General features: G+C 70.6%; 17 protein-coding genes. 6 read left to right on the forward strand and 11 right to left on the reverse strand.

The features are described from left to right. The first annotated feature begins 49 nt into the window (after positions 1-49). Both FJ657_RS00730 and FJ657_RS00735 read left to right on the forward strand, forming a co-directional pair. Positions 50-985 carry a nucleoside hydrolase gene (locus tag FJ657_RS00730; protein ID WP_141161793.1) on the forward strand — a complete coding sequence of 312 codons (936 nt, stop codon included), beginning with the start codon at positions 50-52 and terminating at the stop codon, positions 983-985. A gap of 9 nt (positions 986-994) precedes the next feature. Then, positions 995-1,483 (forward strand): bleomycin resistance protein, encoded by a 489-nt coding sequence (locus FJ657_RS00735; protein ID WP_141161794.1) that lies wholly within the window; start codon positions 995-997, stop codon positions 1,481-1,483. Between the two features lie 82 nt (positions 1,484-1,565). Here FJ657_RS00735 and FJ657_RS00740 read toward each other — a convergent pair whose 3' ends face one another. From FJ657_RS00740 to FJ657_RS00775, 8 genes are all read right to left on the reverse strand, one after another. Beyond that, on the reverse strand, positions 1,566-2,849 hold the full coding sequence (locus tag FJ657_RS00740; protein WP_141161795.1) for a thymidine phosphorylase: 1,284 nt from the start codon (positions 2,847-2,849) through the stop codon (positions 1,566-1,568). A 42-nt stretch (positions 2,850-2,891) separates the two neighbouring features. Further along, positions 2,892-3,572 (reverse strand): DUF4232 domain-containing protein, encoded by a 681-nt coding sequence (locus tag FJ657_RS00745; RefSeq protein ID WP_141161796.1) that lies wholly within the window; start codon positions 3,570-3,572, stop codon positions 2,892-2,894. Between the two features lie 122 nt (positions 3,573-3,694). After that, positions 3,695-4,144 carry a cytidine deaminase gene (locus FJ657_RS00750; RefSeq protein WP_141161797.1) on the reverse strand — a complete coding sequence of 150 codons (450 nt, stop codon included), beginning with the start codon at positions 4,142-4,144 and terminating at the stop codon, positions 3,695-3,697. 11 nt (positions 4,145-4,155) lie between these two features. Then, entirely contained in the window at positions 4,156-5,451 is a 1,296-nt protein-coding gene (locus FJ657_RS00755) for an ABC transporter permease (protein ID WP_141161798.1), read from the reverse strand. Next, positions 5,448-6,824 carry an ABC transporter permease gene (locus FJ657_RS00760; protein WP_255447056.1) on the reverse strand — a complete coding sequence of 459 codons (1,377 nt, stop codon included), beginning with the start codon at positions 6,822-6,824 and terminating at the stop codon, positions 5,448-5,450. Before FJ657_RS00760 ends, FJ657_RS00755 begins: the two co-directional genes overlap by 4 nt. Next, positions 6,821-8,374: an ABC transporter ATP-binding protein gene (locus tag FJ657_RS00765; RefSeq protein ID WP_141161799.1), complete on the reverse strand. Its 1,554-nt coding sequence runs from the start codon at positions 8,372-8,374 to the stop codon at positions 6,821-6,823. The genes FJ657_RS00760 and FJ657_RS00765 overlap by 4 nt, the downstream gene beginning before the upstream one ends. A 94-nt stretch (positions 8,375-8,468) precedes the next feature. After that, positions 8,469-9,599, reverse strand: a complete 1,131-nt coding sequence (locus tag FJ657_RS00770) for a BMP family lipoprotein (protein WP_141161800.1) — start codon at positions 9,597-9,599, stop codon at positions 8,469-8,471. Positions 9,600-9,802: 203 nt separating this feature from the next. After that, positions 9,803-10,918: a mannose-1-phosphate guanylyltransferase gene (locus FJ657_RS00775; RefSeq protein WP_141161801.1), complete on the reverse strand. Its 1,116-nt coding sequence runs from the start codon at positions 10,916-10,918 to the stop codon at positions 9,803-9,805. A 253-nt stretch (positions 10,919-11,171) separates the two neighbouring features. Between FJ657_RS00775 and sdhC the strand changes: the two genes are divergently transcribed. From sdhC to FJ657_RS00795, 4 genes are read left to right on the forward strand one after another with little or no spacing between them, the layout of a single operon-like run. Beyond that, a complete protein-coding gene (gene sdhC / locus FJ657_RS00780; RefSeq protein WP_255447057.1) occupies positions 11,172-11,600 on the forward strand; it encodes a succinate dehydrogenase, cytochrome b556 subunit in 429 nt (142 codons plus the stop codon). Next, positions 11,600-12,043: a succinate dehydrogenase hydrophobic membrane anchor subunit gene (locus FJ657_RS00785; RefSeq protein WP_141161803.1), complete on the forward strand. Its 444-nt coding sequence runs from the start codon at positions 11,600-11,602 to the stop codon at positions 12,041-12,043. The genes sdhC and FJ657_RS00785 overlap by 1 nt, the downstream gene beginning before the upstream one ends. 5 nt (positions 12,044-12,048) lie before the next feature. Next, positions 12,049-13,845: a succinate dehydrogenase flavoprotein subunit gene (sdhA, locus tag FJ657_RS00790; protein WP_141161804.1), complete on the forward strand. Its 1,797-nt coding sequence runs from the start codon at positions 12,049-12,051 to the stop codon at positions 13,843-13,845. A gap of 40 nt (positions 13,846-13,885) precedes the next feature. Further along, the gene (locus FJ657_RS00795; protein WP_141161805.1) at positions 13,886-14,680 is read left to right on the forward strand and encodes a succinate dehydrogenase iron-sulfur subunit; all 795 of its coding nucleotides are present in this window, start codon (positions 13,886-13,888) and stop codon (positions 14,678-14,680) included. A gap of 73 nt (positions 14,681-14,753) precedes the next feature. Here FJ657_RS00795 and FJ657_RS00800 read toward each other — a convergent pair whose 3' ends face one another. From FJ657_RS00800 to FJ657_RS00810, 3 genes are read right to left on the reverse strand one after another with little or no spacing between them, the layout of a single operon-like run. Continuing rightward, complete coding sequence (locus FJ657_RS00800) at positions 14,754-15,155, reverse strand: PIN-like domain-containing protein (protein WP_141161806.1); 402 nt, start codon at positions 15,153-15,155, stop codon at positions 14,754-14,756. Between the two features lie 8 nt (positions 15,156-15,163). Further along, positions 15,164-15,991 (reverse strand): DUF433 domain-containing protein, encoded by an 828-nt coding sequence (locus tag FJ657_RS00805; protein WP_141161807.1) that lies wholly within the window; start codon positions 15,989-15,991, stop codon positions 15,164-15,166. 60 nt (positions 15,992-16,051) lie between these two features. Further along, positions 16,052-17,800, reverse strand: coding sequence for a sigma-70 family RNA polymerase sigma factor (locus FJ657_RS00810; RefSeq protein ID WP_141161808.1), 1,749 nt, complete (start codon positions 17,798-17,800; stop codon positions 16,052-16,054). Positions 17,801-18,024: the final 224 nt, after the last annotated feature.

Consider the following 18,024-nt stretch of genomic DNA (forward strand, 5'->3'; position numbering starts at 1 on the left):
CGAGCGATCCGTGCGCGATGCGCGACCGACGGCGCGGGATGATGGACCCGTGACCCGACGCATCCTGCTCGACTGCGACCCCGGCCATGACGACGCGATCGCGATCCTGCTCGCCGCCGGGGACCCCGGCGTCGAGATCGCCGCGATCACGACCGTCAGCGGCAACCAGAGCATCGAGAAGGTCACCCGCAACGCGCTCGCGATCGCCGAGCTCGCCGGTCTCGACCCGACGGTGCCGATCGCGCGCGGCGCCCACCGGCCGCTGCTGCACGAGGTCGAGTACGCGCCCGAGTACCACGGCGAGTCGGGCCTCGACGGACCGCAGCTGCCCGAGCCGACGCGCGCGCTCGACTCGCGCCACGGCGTGCAGCTCATCATCGACACGATCATGGGCTCCGAGCCGGGCGAGATCACGCTCGTGCCAACGGGCGCCCTCACCAACGTCGCCCTCGCCGTGCGACTCGAGCAGCGCATCGTCGAGCGCGTGCGCGAGGTGATCTTCATGGGCGGCGGTGTGCACGTCGGCAACCACGGCCCGTTCAGCGAGTTCAACATCGCGATCGACCCCGAAGCAGCGCAGATCGTGATCGGCGCGGGCTGGCCGATCACGATGGTGGGGCTGGATGCGACCCACCAGGCGGTCGTGACGCCCGAGATCCGCGCGAAGCTCGACGCCGTCGGCACCCGCTCGTCCGCCTTCGTCGGCGGCCTGCTCGACTTCTACGGCGCCGCCTACGCCGGGCACGGCTTCGCGCATCCGCCCGTGCACGACCCGGTCACGGTCGCGATGGTCATCGACCCGACGCTCGTGCGCGCGGTGAAGGCCCCGCTCGCGGTCGAGCTGACCGGCACGCTGACGAAGGGGATGACCGTCGCCGATCTGCGCGAGCCCGCCCCCGAGTCGACGCCCACCTCGGTCGCGCTCGGCGTCGAGAACGAGCGCTTCTGGGATCTCGTGGTCGCCGCGCTCAGTCGGCTGCCGTAGGCGGCCGCGGTGCCGCCCGATCTCGTGCCGGAGCTGATCGTCGAGAGCACGCCCGCGAGTCTCGCGTTCTGGGTGGGGCTCTGCGGGTTCCGGATCGAATACGAGCGCCCCGACGAGGGATTCGCCTATCTGTCGCGGGGATCGGCGCACGTCATGCTCGATCAGCGCGGCGTCGGGCGCGACTGGATGACGGGAGCGCTGGAGCGGCCGTTCGGCCGAGGCGTCAACTTCCAGATCGGCGTCACCGATCTCGATCCGATCCTGTCGGCGCTGCGGGCGGCCGAGCATCCGCTCTTCCTGGAACCGGAAACGAAGTGGTACCGCGTCGACGATCGCCGCGAGGTCGGCGTGCGCCAGTTCCTCGTCGAGGACCCTGACGGCTACCTCCTGCGGTTCCAGACCTCGCTCGGGCATCGGGACGCGGCGCCCGCCGCGAGCGCGGACGCCGCAGCGGTTCTTGGGCGGGCCGAGAAGCCGTCGGCTCCGGATCCCGCCTGACGCGGCAGCGCCCTCGCGCCGGTCGCCCGCGGACGCCCCGGAACGCGCCCGCGCTGCCGGGGCCGCTGCTCTGAGCGACCGCTCAGACGATGCGGTCGACGATGAGCGGACGCGCGGCAGGCGCCGTGTCGGCGATCGACCAGGCGCCCTCGATCGACTCGAGCGCGCGCTCGAAGCGGGCCGGGTCCTCGGCGCCGAGGGTGAAGAGCGGGTCGCCCGCCTTCACCGCGGTGCCCGGCTTCACGTGCAGATCGATGCCGGCCGAGTGGATGACCGGGTCCTGCTTGCGCGCCCGACCGGCGCCGAGACGCCAGGCCGCGATGCCGAAGGGCAGCGCCTCGAGGCGGTCGATCACGCCGTCGCGGTCGGCGACGACCGTGTGGGTCTCGCTCGGGGTCGGCAGCGTCGCCTCGGGGTCGCCGCCCTGCGCGCGGATCATCGCGTTCCAGCTGTCCATCGCGCGGCCGTCCTTCAGCGCCTGGGCCGGGTCCGCGTCGGGGAGCCCGGCGAGGTCGAGCATCTCGCGGGCGAGCGCGACCGTCAGCTCGACCACGTCGGCGGGCCCGCCGCCGGCGAGCACCTCGACCGACTCGCGCACCTCGTTCGCGTTGCCGATAGCGAGGCCGAGCGGCACATCCATGTCGGTGAGCAGCGCGCGCGTCGCGACGCCCGCATCCGTGCCCAGGCGCACCATCGTCTCGGCCAGCTCGCGGGCGCGCGCCGGGTCCTGCATGAACGCGCCCGAGCCGAACTTCACGTCGAGCACGAGCGAGGCGGTGCCCTCGGCGATCTTCTTCGACATGATGCTCGACGCGATGAGCGGGATGCATTCGACCGTGCCGGTGATGTCGCGCAGGGCGTAGAGCTTGCCGTCGGCCGGAGCGAGGCCCGATCCGGCCGCGCAGATGACCGCGCCGACCGAGTCGAGCTGACTCATGAACTCGTCGTTCGTCAACGCCGCGCGCCAGCCGGGGATCGACTCGAGCTTGTCGAGGGTTCCGCCGGTGTGGCCGAGGCCGCGACCCGAGAGCTGCGGCACGGCGACGCCGAAGGAGGCGACGAGCGGGGCCAGCGGAAGCGTGATCTTGTCGCCGACGCCGCCGGTCGAGTGCTTGTCGGTCGTCGCCTTCGACAGACCGGAGAAGTCGAGGCGCTCGCCGCTCGCGATCATCGCGAGGGTGAGATCGCGAATCTCGTCGCGCTGCATGCCGTTGAGGAAGATCGCCATGGTCATGGCCGACATCTGCTCGTCGGCGACGTAGCCGCGGGTGTACGCGTCGACCAGCCAGTCGATCTGGTCGGTCGTCAGCGCCCCCTTGTCCCGCTTGGTCCGGATGAGATCGACGACATCGAAGCGCTCTACCACCCGACCAGATTACGGCGTGCGACGGGCGGATGGAGGCGCGGTTCAGTCATTCGCGACGGGCGAGGCGAAGTCCATCCACACCGTGCTGTCGGTGCAGGCGAGAACGCCCGCGTCGGGCACGAAGACGGCCGCGAAGGAGTGCGGCGGGTAGACCCGCCAGCCGTCGCCCGTCGCGGTCGCGCATCCGGTCGCCCCACCGCCGCCCTGCAGGTTCGCGACGCGCACGACGGCCGTCGCGGCACCGCCCGGCTGGATGCTGACGGTCTGGATCGCGGGACCGGCGGACGGCCGCTCGGCCGGCACGCCGAGCTGGGTTCCGTCGCCGTGGCCGACGACGGAGACGCCCGGGTAGCCGCGCAGCTCGCAGGATCCGCCGCCGGTGTTCGTGAAGACGATGTCGTAGCCGGTGCTGCCGGCGCCCGAGCCACCCGGATCCTCGGTCACGGCGACCTTCAGGGCCTCGTCGGGGCACTGCCTGCCGGGTGCGTCCGGGTCCTGCGGATCGGGCGAGGGCGCCGGCGGCGAGACGCTGATCGTCGGCTTCGACGTCACGCTCGGCGACGTGGAGGCGCCGCCGCTCGAGCCTCCTGACGCGGAGTCGCCTCCTGGCGCGCTGCAGCCGCTCAGCCCCACGACCGCGGCTCCGGCGACCGCGAGCGCGGAGACGACCAGCGAGTGGCGGCGGAACGGGGACGGACGACGGGACGGTGCGGTGGAGCTCATGCGCGCGACGCTACGCTCGCGCCTCCACCGCCCGGGCCCCGCCCAGAGGACTCTGCGACAGCGTTGTCAGAGCGCCCAGGCGCGAGCCCCGGGGGTCGGGCGCGGCGCCCGCACCGGATCGCTCAGGCCTGTTCCTCGCCCCGGTACACCGCGAGCGTGCGCGGGCCGAAAGCGTCGGGGATGACCTCGTCGATCGTGCGGATGCCCGACACCGTGGCGAGCAGCATCCCCTCGGCCGAGTGCTCGAACAGCAGCTGGCGACAGCGTCCGCACGGCATGAGCGCGTCGCCGTTGCCGTCGACGCAGACGAAGGCGGTCAGCTTGCCGCCGCCGGTCATGTGCAGCGCGGAGACGAGCGAGCACTCGGCGCAGAGCGTGAGGCCGTAGGAGGCGTTCTCGACGTTCGCGCCCGAGATGATCCGGCCGTCGTCGACGACGGCGGCGACGCCGACGGGGAACTTCGAGTAGGGAACGTAGGCGTGCGTCGCGGCCTCGACGGCCAGCTCGTGCAGCCCGGCCCAGTCGATGTCGGCGCCGCGAGCGGCTGCCTCGGTCGCGGTCTGGTCGGTCATCCGCTCGCCCCTCAGCTCTTGATGTACGGCTTGCCGGCGGCGGCCGGGCCGCGCACCTGGCCGACGAGCCCCGCGACCGCGAGCACGGTGATCAGGTACGGGAGCATCAGCAGGAACTCCTTCGGCACCGCCGTCACGCCGGCCGCGCTGAGCGAGTTCTGCAGGCTCGTCGCGAACCCGAAGAGCAGGGCGGCGAGCACGGCGCGCACCGGATCCCAGCGGCCGAAGATGACTGCGGCGAGGGCGATGAATCCGGCGCCGTTCGTCATCTCCTTCGAGAACAGGCCGATCGCGTCGAGGGCGAGGTAGGCGCCGCCGATGCCGGCGATCGCGCCCGCGAGCGACACGTTCCAGAATCGGGTGCGGCCCACGTTGATGCCGACCGTGTCGGCGGCTTTCGGGTGCTCGCCGACCGCGCGCAGGCGCAGGCCCCAGCGGGTCTTGTTGAGCCCGAACCACACCGCGAAGACGGCGATGTACATGAAGTACACGATGAGCGAGTGGCGGAACAGCAGCGGTCCGACGACCGGGATCTCGCTGAGCAGCGGGATCGGCACGGTCGCGAAGCGCGCCGAGGCGGGGATCTTGTCGACGTCGATCACGCCGGCGAGGAAGGTGGTGAGGCCGGTGACGAGCACGTTGAGCACGACGCCGACGATCACCTGGTCGACCAGGTACTTGATCGAGAACGCCGCGAGCACGAAGGACACGAGCATGCCGGCGACGGCCGCCGCGATCAGGGCCGCCGCGGCGCTGCCGGTGGCGACGCCCACGAGCGCGGCCGAGAAGGCGCCGAACAGCAGCTGACCCTCGATCGCGACGTTGACCACGCCGACACGCTCGGAGAGCACGCCGCCGAGCGCGCCGAAGATCAGCGGGGTGCTGACCCCGAGCGCGCCGACCAGCAGACCGGTGAAGGGCAGCAGCCCGTCGGCCACGGCCCAGGTGAGGAACGCGACGACGAACAGCACCGCGAACACGATCGTGAGCCAGAGCGGCAGCTTGCCGGTGCGCCCGCGCGCCACGATGACGGCGGCGAGGATCGCGAGCAGCGCGAGCAGCACCGCGATCACGGCGACGACGGGCTGGGTCGACACCGGGATCGGGTCGAGCTGGATGGAGTCGCGCGAGGTCGACAGGCCGAAGCGGGTCGTCCCGGTGCGCGGGAAAGCGAAGGCGGCGAGCAGCGCGAGCAGTGCGAAGACGCCGAGGATTACCGGAGCCTTCGGACTGCGGACGATCGCCTTCTCGAGCACGATCGGCGCGTGGGCTGCCGGCACGACGGGGGCGGCGGTCTCGGCGCTCATCGGGTCACCTCCGCCGTGAGGCGCGGTCGTCGGGCCTTCGGCTTCGAGCCGGGCGCCGGGAGTCGGAACACCGCGCGCACGAGCGGCGGCGCGGCGATGAAGAGCACGATGACCGACTGCACCACGACGACGATGTCGATCGGGATGCCCTCGCCGGCCTGGATCGAGTAGCCGCCGGCCTTGAGCGCGCCGAACAGGATGCCGCTGAAGAACACGCCCCAGGGCCGGGAGCGGCCGAGCAGCGCGACGGTGATCGCGTCGAAGCCGATGCCGGCGTCGATGCCGTCGCCGAAGCCGGAGGTGTTGGTGCCGAGCACCTGGATCGAGCCGGCGAGGCCGACGAGCGCACCCGAGATGATCATCGCGAGCACGAAGACCCACTTGACGTCGATGCCGGCGACGCGCGCGGCGTGCGGGTTCTCGCCCACGGCGCGGAAGCGGAATCCGGTGCTCGAGCGGTTCAGCAGCCAGGCCACGAACATCGTCGCGAGGATGACGAGGATGAATCCCACGTTGAGCCGGAACGACCCGACCTGGGTTCCGCCGTTGAGCAGCGTGAGCAGGTCGCTCAGGGTCGGCATGACCGCGCTCGGGTCGGTCGGCGGCGTCTTGGGGTTGCTGGTGCCCGGCGCCTGGAGGGCGCCCGGCGTCTTGAGCAGGAACTGGATCAGGTACAGCGCGACGTAGTTGAGCATGATCGTGAGGATCACCTCGTGCGCGCCGGTGCGGGCCTTGATGAAGCCGACCAGGCCGCCCCACACCGCGCCACCGATGAGCGCGCCGACGACGGCGACGAGCATGTGGATGAACGGCGGCAGCGGGAACGACCAGGAGATCCAGCCGGCGACGGCCGCCGCGATGAGGATCTGGCCGCGTCCGCCGATGTTGAACAGGCCGACGCGGAACGCGACCGCGACGCCGAGTCCGGCCGCGATGAGCGGAGCGGCGAAGGCGAGGGTCTCGGTCAGCGGCTTGATGCCGTTGACGAAGCCGGGCCGGGCGAAGTTGTACACCGCGCCCTGGAACAGGCTGTAGTACGCGCCGCCGATGGACCGGCCGATCGCCTGGAAGGTGTCGGCGGGGCGGGCGAAGAAGTAGCCGGCGGCCTTCTGCACGTTCTCGTCGGTGACGACGATGAGGATGCTCGCCACGACGAGCGCGAGCACGATCGCGAGCAGGGTCATCAGCCAGTTGCTGGAGAGGATCTCGCGCATCACCCGGTTCGCCGCGGGCGGCGGCGGGACCTCGTCGGCCGGCTTCGTTCCCGAGGCCTGGCCGGGCTCGACGCCCTGCGCGCTCTGCGGCTCGGGGGCCAGGGGCAGGACCTGGCCGGGGGTCGGCAGCTGGTCCTCTCCGGGGATTTTCTCGCTCACTGGGCGGCTCCGGTGGTGGTGACGGCGGGCGCGACGGCGGCGCCGGCGGACTCGGGGCTCTCGCCGGCCATCATGAGGCCGAGCACGTCGCGCGGGGTGTCGGCGGGCACGATGCCGACGATGCCGCCGCGGTACATGACGGCGATGCGGTCGGCGAGGGCGACGACCTCATCGAGCTCGGTCGAGACGACGATGATCGGCACGCCCTGGTCGCGGGTGGCGACGATGCGCTTGTGGATGAACTCGATCGAGCCGACGTCGACGCCGCGGGTGGGCTGCGCGGCGACGAACAGCCGCAGCTCGCGGCTGAGCTCGCGGGCGAGCACGACCTTCTGCTGGTTGCCGCCGGAGAGACGGCCGACGGCGGTGCCGATGCCCTGGGCGCGGATGTCGAACTCGCGCACCTTCTCCTCGGCGAAGGCATCGAGCACGGCCTTCTGCACGGCGCCGCCGCGCACGAAGGGCGCGCCGTTCGAGCGGTCGAGCATGAGGTTCTCGCTGATCGTGAACTCGCCGACCAGTCCGTCTTCGCCGCGGTCTTCGGGCACGAAGCCGACGCCGGCATCCAGGATGCGGCGCGGGGCGAGTCCGGCGATCTCGACGCCGTCGAGGGTGACGGATCCCTCGGTGCGCGGCTGGAGTCCGAGCAGCGCCTCGGTGAGCTCGGTCTGGCCGTTGCCCTGCACGCCGGCGATCGCGAGGATCTCGCCGCGGCGCACCTCGAAGTCGACGTGCGAGACGACGTACTGGTTCTGCGGGTCGATGACCGAGAGATCGCGCACGACGAGCGCGGCCTCGCCGGGGTCCGCCGGGGTCTTCTCGACGGTGAGCGACACCGAGCGGCCGACCATCATCGCGGCGAGCTCGGAGTTGGATGCGGTGGGCGACGCCTCGCCGACGACTTTGCCGAGCCGCACGACGGTGATGCGGTCGGCGACCTCGCGCACCTCGCGCAGCTTGTGGGTGATGAAGACGATCGCGGTGCCCGACTGCTTGAGCTGGCGCATGATCGCCATCAGCTCGTCGGTCTCCTGCGGGGTGAGCACGGCGGTGGGCTCGTCGAACACGAGCACCTTCGCGTCGCGCGACAGGGCTTTGATGATCTCGACGCGCTGCTGCACGCCGACCGGCAGGTCCTCGATGCGCGCGTCGGGGTCGACGTCGAAGCCGAAGCGGGCCGAGATCTCGCGCACCTTCGCGCGGGCCGCGGCCAGGTCGAGCAGTCCGCCCGCCCTGGTCTGCTCGTGGCCGAGCATGACGTTCTCGGCGACGGTGAAGACGGGGATGAGCATGAAGTGCTGGTGCACCATGCCGATGCCGGCGGCCATCGCATCGCCGGGCCCGGAGAAGTGCTGCACGGCGTCGTCGAGCAGGATGCTGCCCTCGTCGGCCTGGTAGAGGCCGTAGAGCACGTTCATCAGCGTCGACTTGCCGGCGCCGTTCTCGCCGAGGAGGCAGTGGATCTCACCGGGCTCGACCACGAGGTCGATGTGGTCGTTCGCGACCAGGGAGCCGAAGCGCTTGGTGATGCCCTGGAGTTCGAGCTTCATGTCGTCAATCTATGTCGCCGGGCGGACACGGGGAAACAGGATCGGGGAGGCCGGACATGTCCGACCTCCCCGATCCGGGTCAGTTCTCGCCGGATTACTTCGGCGAGGCCTTCGAGGTGACCTTGATGTCACCGGAGATGATCTTCTCCTTGATGGAGTCGAGCTCACCCTGCAGACCCGAGTCGACCTTCGACGAGAAGTCGTGGAAGGGGGCCAGGCCGACGCCGCCGTTCTTCAGCGTGCCGACGTAGGGGGTGTTGTCGAACTTCTTGTCGGCCGCGGCCTTGACCACGTCCTCCACGCCCTTGTCGATGCCCTTCTGCACCGAGGTGAGCAGCAGGTCCTTGACCGAGGGGTCGGACAGGTAGACGTCGGCGTCGACGCCGATCATCGCGATGTCGCCGCCCTTGTCGCGGATCGCCTCAGCGGCGCTCTGGTAGATCGGGCCGCCGACCGGCATCAGCACGTCGGCGTTCTGGTCGAGCAGGCCCTGGGCCGCGGTCTTGGCCTCGACGCCGGCCGCGAAGCCGCCGGTGAAGACGCCGTTCTGGCTGTCCTTGTCCCAGCCGACGACCTTGACGTCCTTGTTCTTCTGCTCGTTGTAGTACTTCACGCCGTCGACGAAGCCGTCCATGAAGATCGTGACGGGCGGGATCGGGATGCCGCCGAAGGTGCCGACGACGCCGGTCTTCGAGTAGCTGGCCGCGGCGTAGCCGCCGAGGAACGCCGCCTGGGCGGTGTCGAAGAGGATCGGCTTGCCGTTCTCGACGTCGACCTTGCCGTCGCCGGTGTCCTTGCCGTCCTTGTCCTTGGCACCCTCGTTGTCGAGGCCGTCGTCGATGATCGCGAACTCGACGTCGCTGTTCGCCTTCGCGGCGCTGACGGTCGCGGCCGACAGCTTGAAGCCGACGGTGACGATGAGGTTGCAGCCCTGGTTGAGCAGCTGGTCGATGTTCGGCGCGTAGTCGTCTTCGCTCGACGACTGGACGTGCTTCTCCTTCGAGCCGATCGCCTTGGCGGCGGCCTCGAGCCCGTTGAGACCCGACTCGTTGAACGAGTGGTCGTCGTAGCCGCCGTCGTCGGAGACCATGCAGGGCAGGAAGTCGGACTTGGCGCTGTCGCTGCCCGAGTCGCTGGGCGCGCTGGCGCAGCCGGTGAGCACGAGCACGCTCGCGCCGAGGGTGGCGAGGCCGGCGAGACCGGTCTTGCGCAGGATGAATGTCACGTGAGGTCCTCCTGGGAAGCGCGGGCATGGTGAGCGCCCGCCGGATTTGGGGACACGTTACCTCGCGTTACAGGCGAGGAAAGCCCCGGTCCCGGGGTCGAGTCGGAAGCGTTACAAAGCCGCGCCCGCCGCGAAACGAGACGGAAACGGGATGCGCCGCGCGGGCTCCCCGAGAGCCCGTCGCGCGGGGCGGCGAGGCCCGCTCAGAGCAGCTGCGAGCGCCCCTGCTCCTTGATCGCCTCGACCGTCTGCTTGACCCGCTGCGCGTGCTCGGTCGTGGTGACCAGCAGCGCGTCCTCGGTGTCGACGACGACGACGTCGCGCAGGCCGATGAGCGACACCAGCCGGCCGCCGCTCGCGACGACGAGGCCGGAGCTGTCGTCGGCGATCACCTGGTCGGCGTCGCCGAGGGTCACGAGCTGGTTCGGCCGGCCGGCCGCGCCGAGCCGAGCGATGGTGGCGAAGTCGCCGACGTCGTGCCAGGTGAACCTGCCGGGCACGACGGCCAGCCGCCCCGCGGCGGCGGCGGGCTCGGCGACCGAGTAGTCGATCGCGATCTTCGGCAGCGCGGGCCAGATGCGGGCCACCGCCTCGTCGCGGGCGTCCGTGTCCCAGACCGCGGCGAGCTCCTCGAGCCCCGCGACAAGGTCCGGCTGCTCGATGCGCATCCGCTCGAGCAGCACGTCGGCGCGGGAGACGAACATGCCCGCGTTCCAGAGGTAGTCGCCCGTGGCCAGGTAGCCGATCGCCGTCTCGAGGTCGGGCTTCTCGACGAAGCTGTCGACCTGCAGCACGCCCGGCACATCGGCCAGGGCGCTCGTCGCGCGGATGTAGCCGAAGCCGGTCGCCGGCTCGGTGGGCGGCACGCCGATCGTCGCGATGTAGCCGGCGTCCGCCACCGCGACCGCCTGACGCACCGCCTGGCCGAACGCGGCGACGCCGCGGATGACGTGGTCGGCGTGGAACGAGCCGACGATGACGTCGGGCTCGCGGCGCACCAGGATCGCCGCGGCGAGCCCGATCGCCGCCGACGACTCGCGCGGCTCGTCCTCGAGCACCAGGTTCGCGTCATCGAGCTCGGGCAGCTGCTCGCGCACCGCATCCGCGTGCGCGCGCCCGGTGACGACGAGGATGCGGCCCTCGCCGCTCAGCGGGGCGACGCGCTGCCAGGTGTCGCGCAGCAGGCTCTCGCCGCTGCCGCTCAGCGGGTGCAGGAACTTCGGCGCCCCGGCGCGCGACAGCGGCCAGAGACGCGACCCGACGCCGCCGGCGGGGATCACGGCATGGAAGCGGTCGAGACCGGGCGAGGGAGCGCTCATGCCCGTCACGGTACCGGGCCGCGACTGAGCATCCCGCGACATCGACGGCGCGGAGCCTGAGCGCTCGTTCAGGAGCGCGACGCGCGTCGGTCGGATGCACGACGCCGACCTGATGTCTCGACGTCGAGAGAGGTTAGGCCCACCTGACCTGCGACGCCCCCGAGGCGGGCCTAGACTCAGGAGAGCTCCGCAGCAGACGCGACATCCCTCGCACACCACCCTGCGACGGGCGGGGCTCCAAGGAGGGACTCCCGTGTCGAGCCAGGTTCAGTCCGGCCCCGTCACCGCCCCCCGCATCCCCTCACCGAAGCGCCCCGCCGGCACCCTGTACCGCGGTCGCGAGGGAATGTGGTCGTGGGTGCTGCATCGGATCACCGGTACCGCGATCTACTTCTTCCTCCTGGTGCACATTCTCGACACCGCACTCGTGCGCATCAGCCCCGACGCCTACGACGCCGTGATCAACACGTACAAGACGCCGATCATGGGCCTCGGCGAGGCCGGCCTGGTCGCGGCGATCGTGTTCCACGCGTTCAACGGGCTGCGCATCATCCTCATCGACCTCACCGCCTGGGGCGCCCGCCACCAGCGGCTCATGTTCTGGATCGTCGTCGGCCTCTGGGCCGTGACGATGGCCGGCTTCCTGCCGCGCCACCTCAGCGTCGTCTTCGGAGGCCACTGATGACCGCCACCATCCCGGCGCCGCGCTCGAGCTCCTCCCGGCCCCGCAAGGTCAACTGGGAGAAGTGGGGCTGGCTGTACATGCGCATCAGCGGCGTGCTGCTGCTCGTGCTCGTCTTCGGCCACCTCTTCGTCAACCTCGTCGCCGGCGACGGCGTGCACGCGATCGACTTCGCGTTCGTCGCGGGCAAGTGGGCCGACCCGTTCTGGGTCGTCTGGGACACCCTCATGCTCTGGCTCGCGCTCATCCACGGCGCCAACGGCATGCGCACCCTCACCAACGACTACGCCCGCGGGCGCCTGCGCAAGGTGCTGCTCGGGGCGATCCTCGTCTCCACCATCGTGCTGATCCTTCTCGGGAGCCTCGTGATCTTCACCTTCGACCCCTGCATCGGAGCCGCCCAGGGCGGCGACCTCGCCCAGTTCTGCACGGCGAAGGGCTGAGCGGCATGGACTTCGAAGACGGAGCCGTCATCGACGGCGTGACCTACCACCAGTACGACGTCGTGATCGTCGGCGCCGGCGGCGCCGGCATGCGCGCGGCGATCGAGGCCGGCCCGCAGGTCAAGACCGCGGTCATCACCAAGCTCTACCCCACCCGCTCGCACACCGGCGCGGCGCAGGGCGGCATGGCCGCCGCGCTCGCCAATGTCGAGGAGGACAGCTGGGAGTGGCACACCTTCGACACCGTCAAGGGCGGTGACTACCTGGTCGACCAGGATGCGGCCGAGATCCTCGCCAAGGAGGCCATCGACGCCGTCCTCGACCTCGAGAACATGGGCCTGCCCTTCAACCGCACCCCCGAGGGCAAGATCGACCAGCGCCGCTTCGGCGGACACACCCGCGACCACGGCAAGGCGCCCGTGCGCCGCGCCTGCTACGCGGCCGACCGCACCGGCCACATGATCCTGCAGACGCTGTTCCAGAACTGCGTCAAGCTCGGCGTCGAGTTCTACAACGAGTACTACGCGCTCGACATGGTCATGACCGAGGTGGATGGCGTCGAGCAGCCCTCGGGCATCGTCGCCTACGAGCTCGCGACGGGCGCGATCCACGTCTTCCAGGCGAAGGCGATCATCTACGCGACCGGCGGCTTCGGCAAGGTCTACAAGACCACCTCGAACGCGCACACCCTCACGGGCGACGGCGTCGGCATCATCTGGCGCAAGAAGCTGCCGCTCGAGGACATGGAGTTCTTCCAGTTCCACCCGACCGGCCTGGCCGGCCTCGGCATCCTGCTCACCGAAGGCGCCCGCGGCGAGGGCGCGATCCTGCGCAACGCCTCGGGTGAGCGCTTCATGGAGCGCTACGCCCCCACCATCAAGGACCTCGCGCCGCGCGACATCGTCGCGCGCTGCATGGTGCAGGAGGTCGCGGAGGGCCGCGGCGCCGGCCCGCACAAGGACTACGTGCTGCTCGACTGCACCCACCTGGGCGCCGAGGTGCTCGAGACCAAGCTGCCCGACATCACCGAGTTCGCCCGCACCTACCTCGGCGTCGACCCGGTCGTCGAGCCGGTTCCGGTCATGCCGACCGCGCACTACGCGATGGGCGGCATCCCGACCAACGTCAGCGCCGAGGTGCTGCGCGACAACACGACCGTCGTGCCCGGCCTCTACGCCGCCGGCGAGTGCGCCTGCGTCTCGGTGCACGGCTCGAACCGCCTCGGCACCAACTCGCTGCTCGACATCAACGTCTTCGGCAAGCGCGCCGGCAACAACGCCGCCGCCTACGCCAAGACCGCGGAGTTCACGCCGCTGCCGGAAGACCCGGCCAAGTTCGTGCGCGAGCTCGTCGAGAGCACCCGCAACGCGACCGGCACCGAGCGCATCGCCTCCCTCCGCAAGGAGCTGCAGGAGGAGATGGACAAGAACGCCCAGGTCTTCCGCACCGACGAGTCGCTCGCCAAGGTGACCGAGACCATCCACTCGCTGCGCCAGCGCTACCAGCAGATCTCGGTGCAGGACAAGGGCCACCGCTACAACACCGACCTGCTCGAGGCCATCGAGCTCGGCTTCCTGCTCGACCTCGCCGAGGTCGTCGTGTTCTCCGCCCGCAACCGCAAGGAGAGCCGCGGCGGCCACATGCGCGACGACTTCCCGAAGCGCGACGACGAGAACTACATGAAGCACACGATGGCGTACCTGACGGGCGACCCGCACTCGGCCGACGCCGCCGACCACATCACCCTCGACTGGAAGCCCGTGGTCGTCACGAACTACCAGCCGATGGAGCGCAAGTACTGATGGCCGGCACGCCGACCTTCCGTGACGAGAGGAAGCACTGATGGCCGAGTCCGCTGTTCTCGAGGGCGCGAGCGCCCCCGCCGACGAGGCGCCGATCGAGTCGTTCACGGTGACGCTGATCATCCGCCGCTTCGACTCCGAGTTCGACGACGAGCCGCGCTGGGTCGACTACGACGTGGAGCTGTTCGCGACCGACCGCATCCTCGACGCGCTGCACAAGATCAAGTGGGAGCAGGACGGCTCGCTCTCGTTCCGTCGCTCCTGCGCGCACGGCGTCTGCGGCTCGGATGCCATGCGCATCAACGGCCGCAACCGCCTCGCCTGCAAGACCCTGATCAAGGACCTCGACATCTCGAAGCCGATCTACGTCGAGGCGATCAAGGGCCTGCCGCTCGAGAAGGACCTCATCGTCGACATGGAGCCGTTCTTCGCCTCCTACCGCGAGGTGCAGCCCTTCCTGCAGGCCTCGGGCAAGCCGGAGAAGGAGCGTATCCAGTCGGTCGCGCAGCGCGAGCGCTTCGACGACACGACCAAGTGCATCCTCTGCGCCGCCTGCACCTCCTCGTGCCCGGTCTTCTGGACCGACGGCCAGTACTTCGGCCCGGCCGCGATCGTGAACGCGCACCGCTTCATCTTCGACAGCCGCGACGAGGCCGCCCAGGTGCGCCTCGACATCCTCAACGACAAGGAGGGCGTGTGGCGCTGCCGCACGACCTTCAACTGCTCCGAGGCCTGCCCCCGCGGCATCGAGGTGACGAAGGCGATCGCCGAGGTCAAGGCGGCCGTGCTGCGCGGCAAGCCCGACGTGCCGAAGTCCGACCTCGTGTCGGCCTGATCGGCCTCACCCGCACCATCCGGAACGGCGTGATCCCCGTGGGGGTCGCGCCGTTCCGCGTCCCCGGCTGGACTCAGCGCAGTTGGATGCGGTGGAGCTTGGCTACGTCGACACCGAGAACGAAAGGCCCGGAATTCCTCGCAGCTCGCCCGATCGCCGATTCATTGGCGATCAGTCGCCGCAGCATTTCAGAACCGGTCAGCTGCGCCGAGGCGATGACCAGCACTCGAGCGGCGTGAAGGCGGATCGCCTCAGCTTCGAGCGGGCGCTTCGCGATCGCGCGATCCTTGCAGATCAGGATCTCTCCCCGGCTCGTCGCTTCGGTGATCCATTCGACGTCGGTAACGCTCTGAGAGCGTGTCGACCCGTACCTCTCATCCATCGTGGTGAGTGCCCAGCCAGCATCGCGGAGCCCACCAGGCACGAGCCGCGACCCGATGCCGCGATCGATGAAGAATCGAAGCTCGGCGTCCATCCGACGGCTCAGGCGGCGAGTCGATTGAGGTTCAGAACGTCGTCGTACCCGACCCCGTAGTCGTCGGCCACGTCGCCGATGCTCTCTCCTGCACGAAGGCGAGAGAGCACATCGTCGACCGACACTGACCGGGACGCGAGAGAGGGGCGCCCTCCGTTGATCCGCGGATCGACCTGCACCGTCGGGCCGGGATATTGCGGAAGGCGCAGCACCGTCGCGTAACCGAAATCACCGAAGTCGATGTGGCGCAGATAGTCCTCGACGACCTCATTGAAGACGGCGTCGCCGTTGCGGACGACCACCAGACGACGATCGCCGGGGTCCTTGCTGTCGAAGAGGATCTCGGCACCGTCGGTGAGCAGCTGTCCGTTGGCGAGAGCGTGCTCGAGACCGATGCCGTTCTTGAGGATCTCAACGGCAGGACGGATACGTTGCAATGGCAGCCCCGCTTTGCGGAACGCATTGAGGACGAAGATCTCGGCGAGGCCGATGAACGGGATCGTCAACCCTCGACCAGCCGAGGCCGATCCGATCACCGGAGGGTGCTCGGTCGCCCCGTCGCGGTAGCCGTTGATCCAGCGATGAACCGTCGACCCGCTCGCGCTCACGATCCGCGCCGCATCCGACTGCGAGTACAGCGGGATGAGGTACTCACGTGGGATCTCCGGGGCCATGTCGTGATGGTACCGATCGCCAGAGACAGTGGGCAGGGCGGCGGGCCGGTCTGTGGAGAACGCAGAAGGACCGGCGTCGACCGGGCGCTGGGACGCTCGGTCGACGCCGGTCCTGCGCCCCCGATTCGACGCCAGAGGGCTGCGACGCTGGGACCGTCGCATGAGAGGAGACCGGGCGTTCCACGTTCTATGACGCGGAAACGCGAGAAAGTTCTGGCGAACTCAGTTGAGCAGTCTCACCACGACACCGAGCGGCCCCGTGTCGAGGCTGAGCGGCGACGTGAGGCCGAGCAGGTTCAGCACGCTGCCGATCGCGCCGCCCGCCTTCTGCGAGAGCGCGACGCTGCCCGCGGTCGTCGGCAGCGCGTCGATGTGCAGCGCCCAGCGGCCGTCGGAGCCGACCGTCGTCGTCGCCCACACGACACCCGCCGCCTGCGCCGCGACGGTCGCGCCCGGCGTGCCGCGTCCGCTGAGGTCGAGCGCGACCGTCGTCGACACCGGAGCCCCGGGCGGCGCGGACTGACCCGGCGGAGCCGTCGACGGGGTGACCGCGCCGACCGCACCGCCCACGACGCCGTCCACCGCATCCGCGGCGCCGCCGACGACCGGACCCACGACGCCGTTCACGACGCCGCCGGCCGCGTCGCCGACACCGGAGACGACCCCGTTCACCAGACCGCCCGAATCGGCCTGGTCGCCCGTCGTGGTGCCGGGCGCGACGTCGCCGCTGGTCGCGGCATCCCCGGATCCGGTGGGTGCGCCCGCGTCGACGTCGACCGCGCCCGCCGGACCGCTCGGCGTCGCACCGAGACGGAGCGCGCTGGCCGCCGCGGGCGGGGCGGAGGCCGCGATCGGGTCGGGCGCCGCCGCGGTCGTCGTCGCGCTGAGGCCGACGGCGCCGCCGATCACGACCACGAGCGCCGCGCCGCCGAGGATCGAGCTGAGACCGGTGAAGGCCCCGGCCCCCACCGCCGCCGTGCCGGCGCCGACCCCGGCCGTCGCGGCAGCCGACGACGTCGCGGCAGCCGCCGAGGCGGTCGTGCCCACGCCGGTCGCCGCCGAGGCGCTCGAGGCTCCGCCGGTCGCGATCGCGGCGCCGGTTCCGGCCGCGGTGGCCGTCGCGCTGGCGCCGAGCGCCGCCGGAACGGCCGGGATCGCCGCCGCCATGGCCGCACCCGGCGCGGCCAGCTGCGAGAGCACCGCACTGCCCACGACGCCGCCGAGCAGCAGCGGGATCATCACGAGCGCGAGGTGCGAGCCGACCTCCTCGACCTCCTCGGAGATGATCGAGCACTTCGCACAGTCGGCCAGGTGCGCATCCAGCCGGCGCTGTTCGCGGGCGGCCAGGCTCTTGCGGGCGTTCGAGCCGAGGTGCTCGAGGGCCCAGCGGCACTCGCCCGCGGCGTCGGAGTCGGTGACGTGCGCCTGCAGCCAGGCGGCGCGCAGCCCCTCGCGGGCGCGGTACGACAGCGCGGCGGTCGCGTTCGGGGTGATGCCGAGGATCGGGGCGACCTCGTGCGGGTCCATGCCCTCGATCTCGGTGTACCAGAGCACCGTGCGCCAGCGTTCCGGCAGCGAGCGGAACGCCCGGGCGGTCAGGGTGCGGTCGAGCGCCTCGGCGGCGGGATCGTGCGGGATCCGCTCGTCTTCGACCTCGTCGATCGTGTCGACATCCACTTCGCGCGACTGGGCCGTGCCCCAGCTCGCCGCGAGGTTGCGGATCGTCGTGTAGAGGTACGGGCGGAACGCCGTCGCGGGCCCGCCGCCCGCCAGAACACGCTGGTAGATGCGCACATAGGCCTCGCTGACGAGGTCATCCGCATCGATACTCGACGTGATCTGGCGGGCGACACGAGCGGCAGGACGGTAATGACGGCGCCACAGTTCACCGAACGCGCGGCGATCCCCCGATCGCGCGTGCTCGATCAGCTCCGCATCCGAAGGCTGCACCTTCGATTCCTGATCGCTCATTCCCCCGTTGTCTCTCTTCGGTGAGGTGGGCCTCTTTCCCATCATCCTCGGTCGGACGGAACCCGTCGAGGCCGGCTCCGTTCACCTGAAGAGACCAGAGGGGTTCGGAGTCATGACGCGGCGGGTTGGCCCCACTTCGGGGGTGATCTGATCTGCGCTCGTGTCCGGTTCGCGCCGATGACGACGAAGCGGGTGGATGCGCGGCTCGCGTGAGCCGGGCACCC

The sequence above is a fragment of the Schumannella soli genome (genome assembly GCF_006517435.1).
Taxonomy (GTDB): Bacteria; Actinomycetota; Actinomycetes; order Actinomycetales; family Microbacteriaceae; genus Schumannella; species Schumannella soli.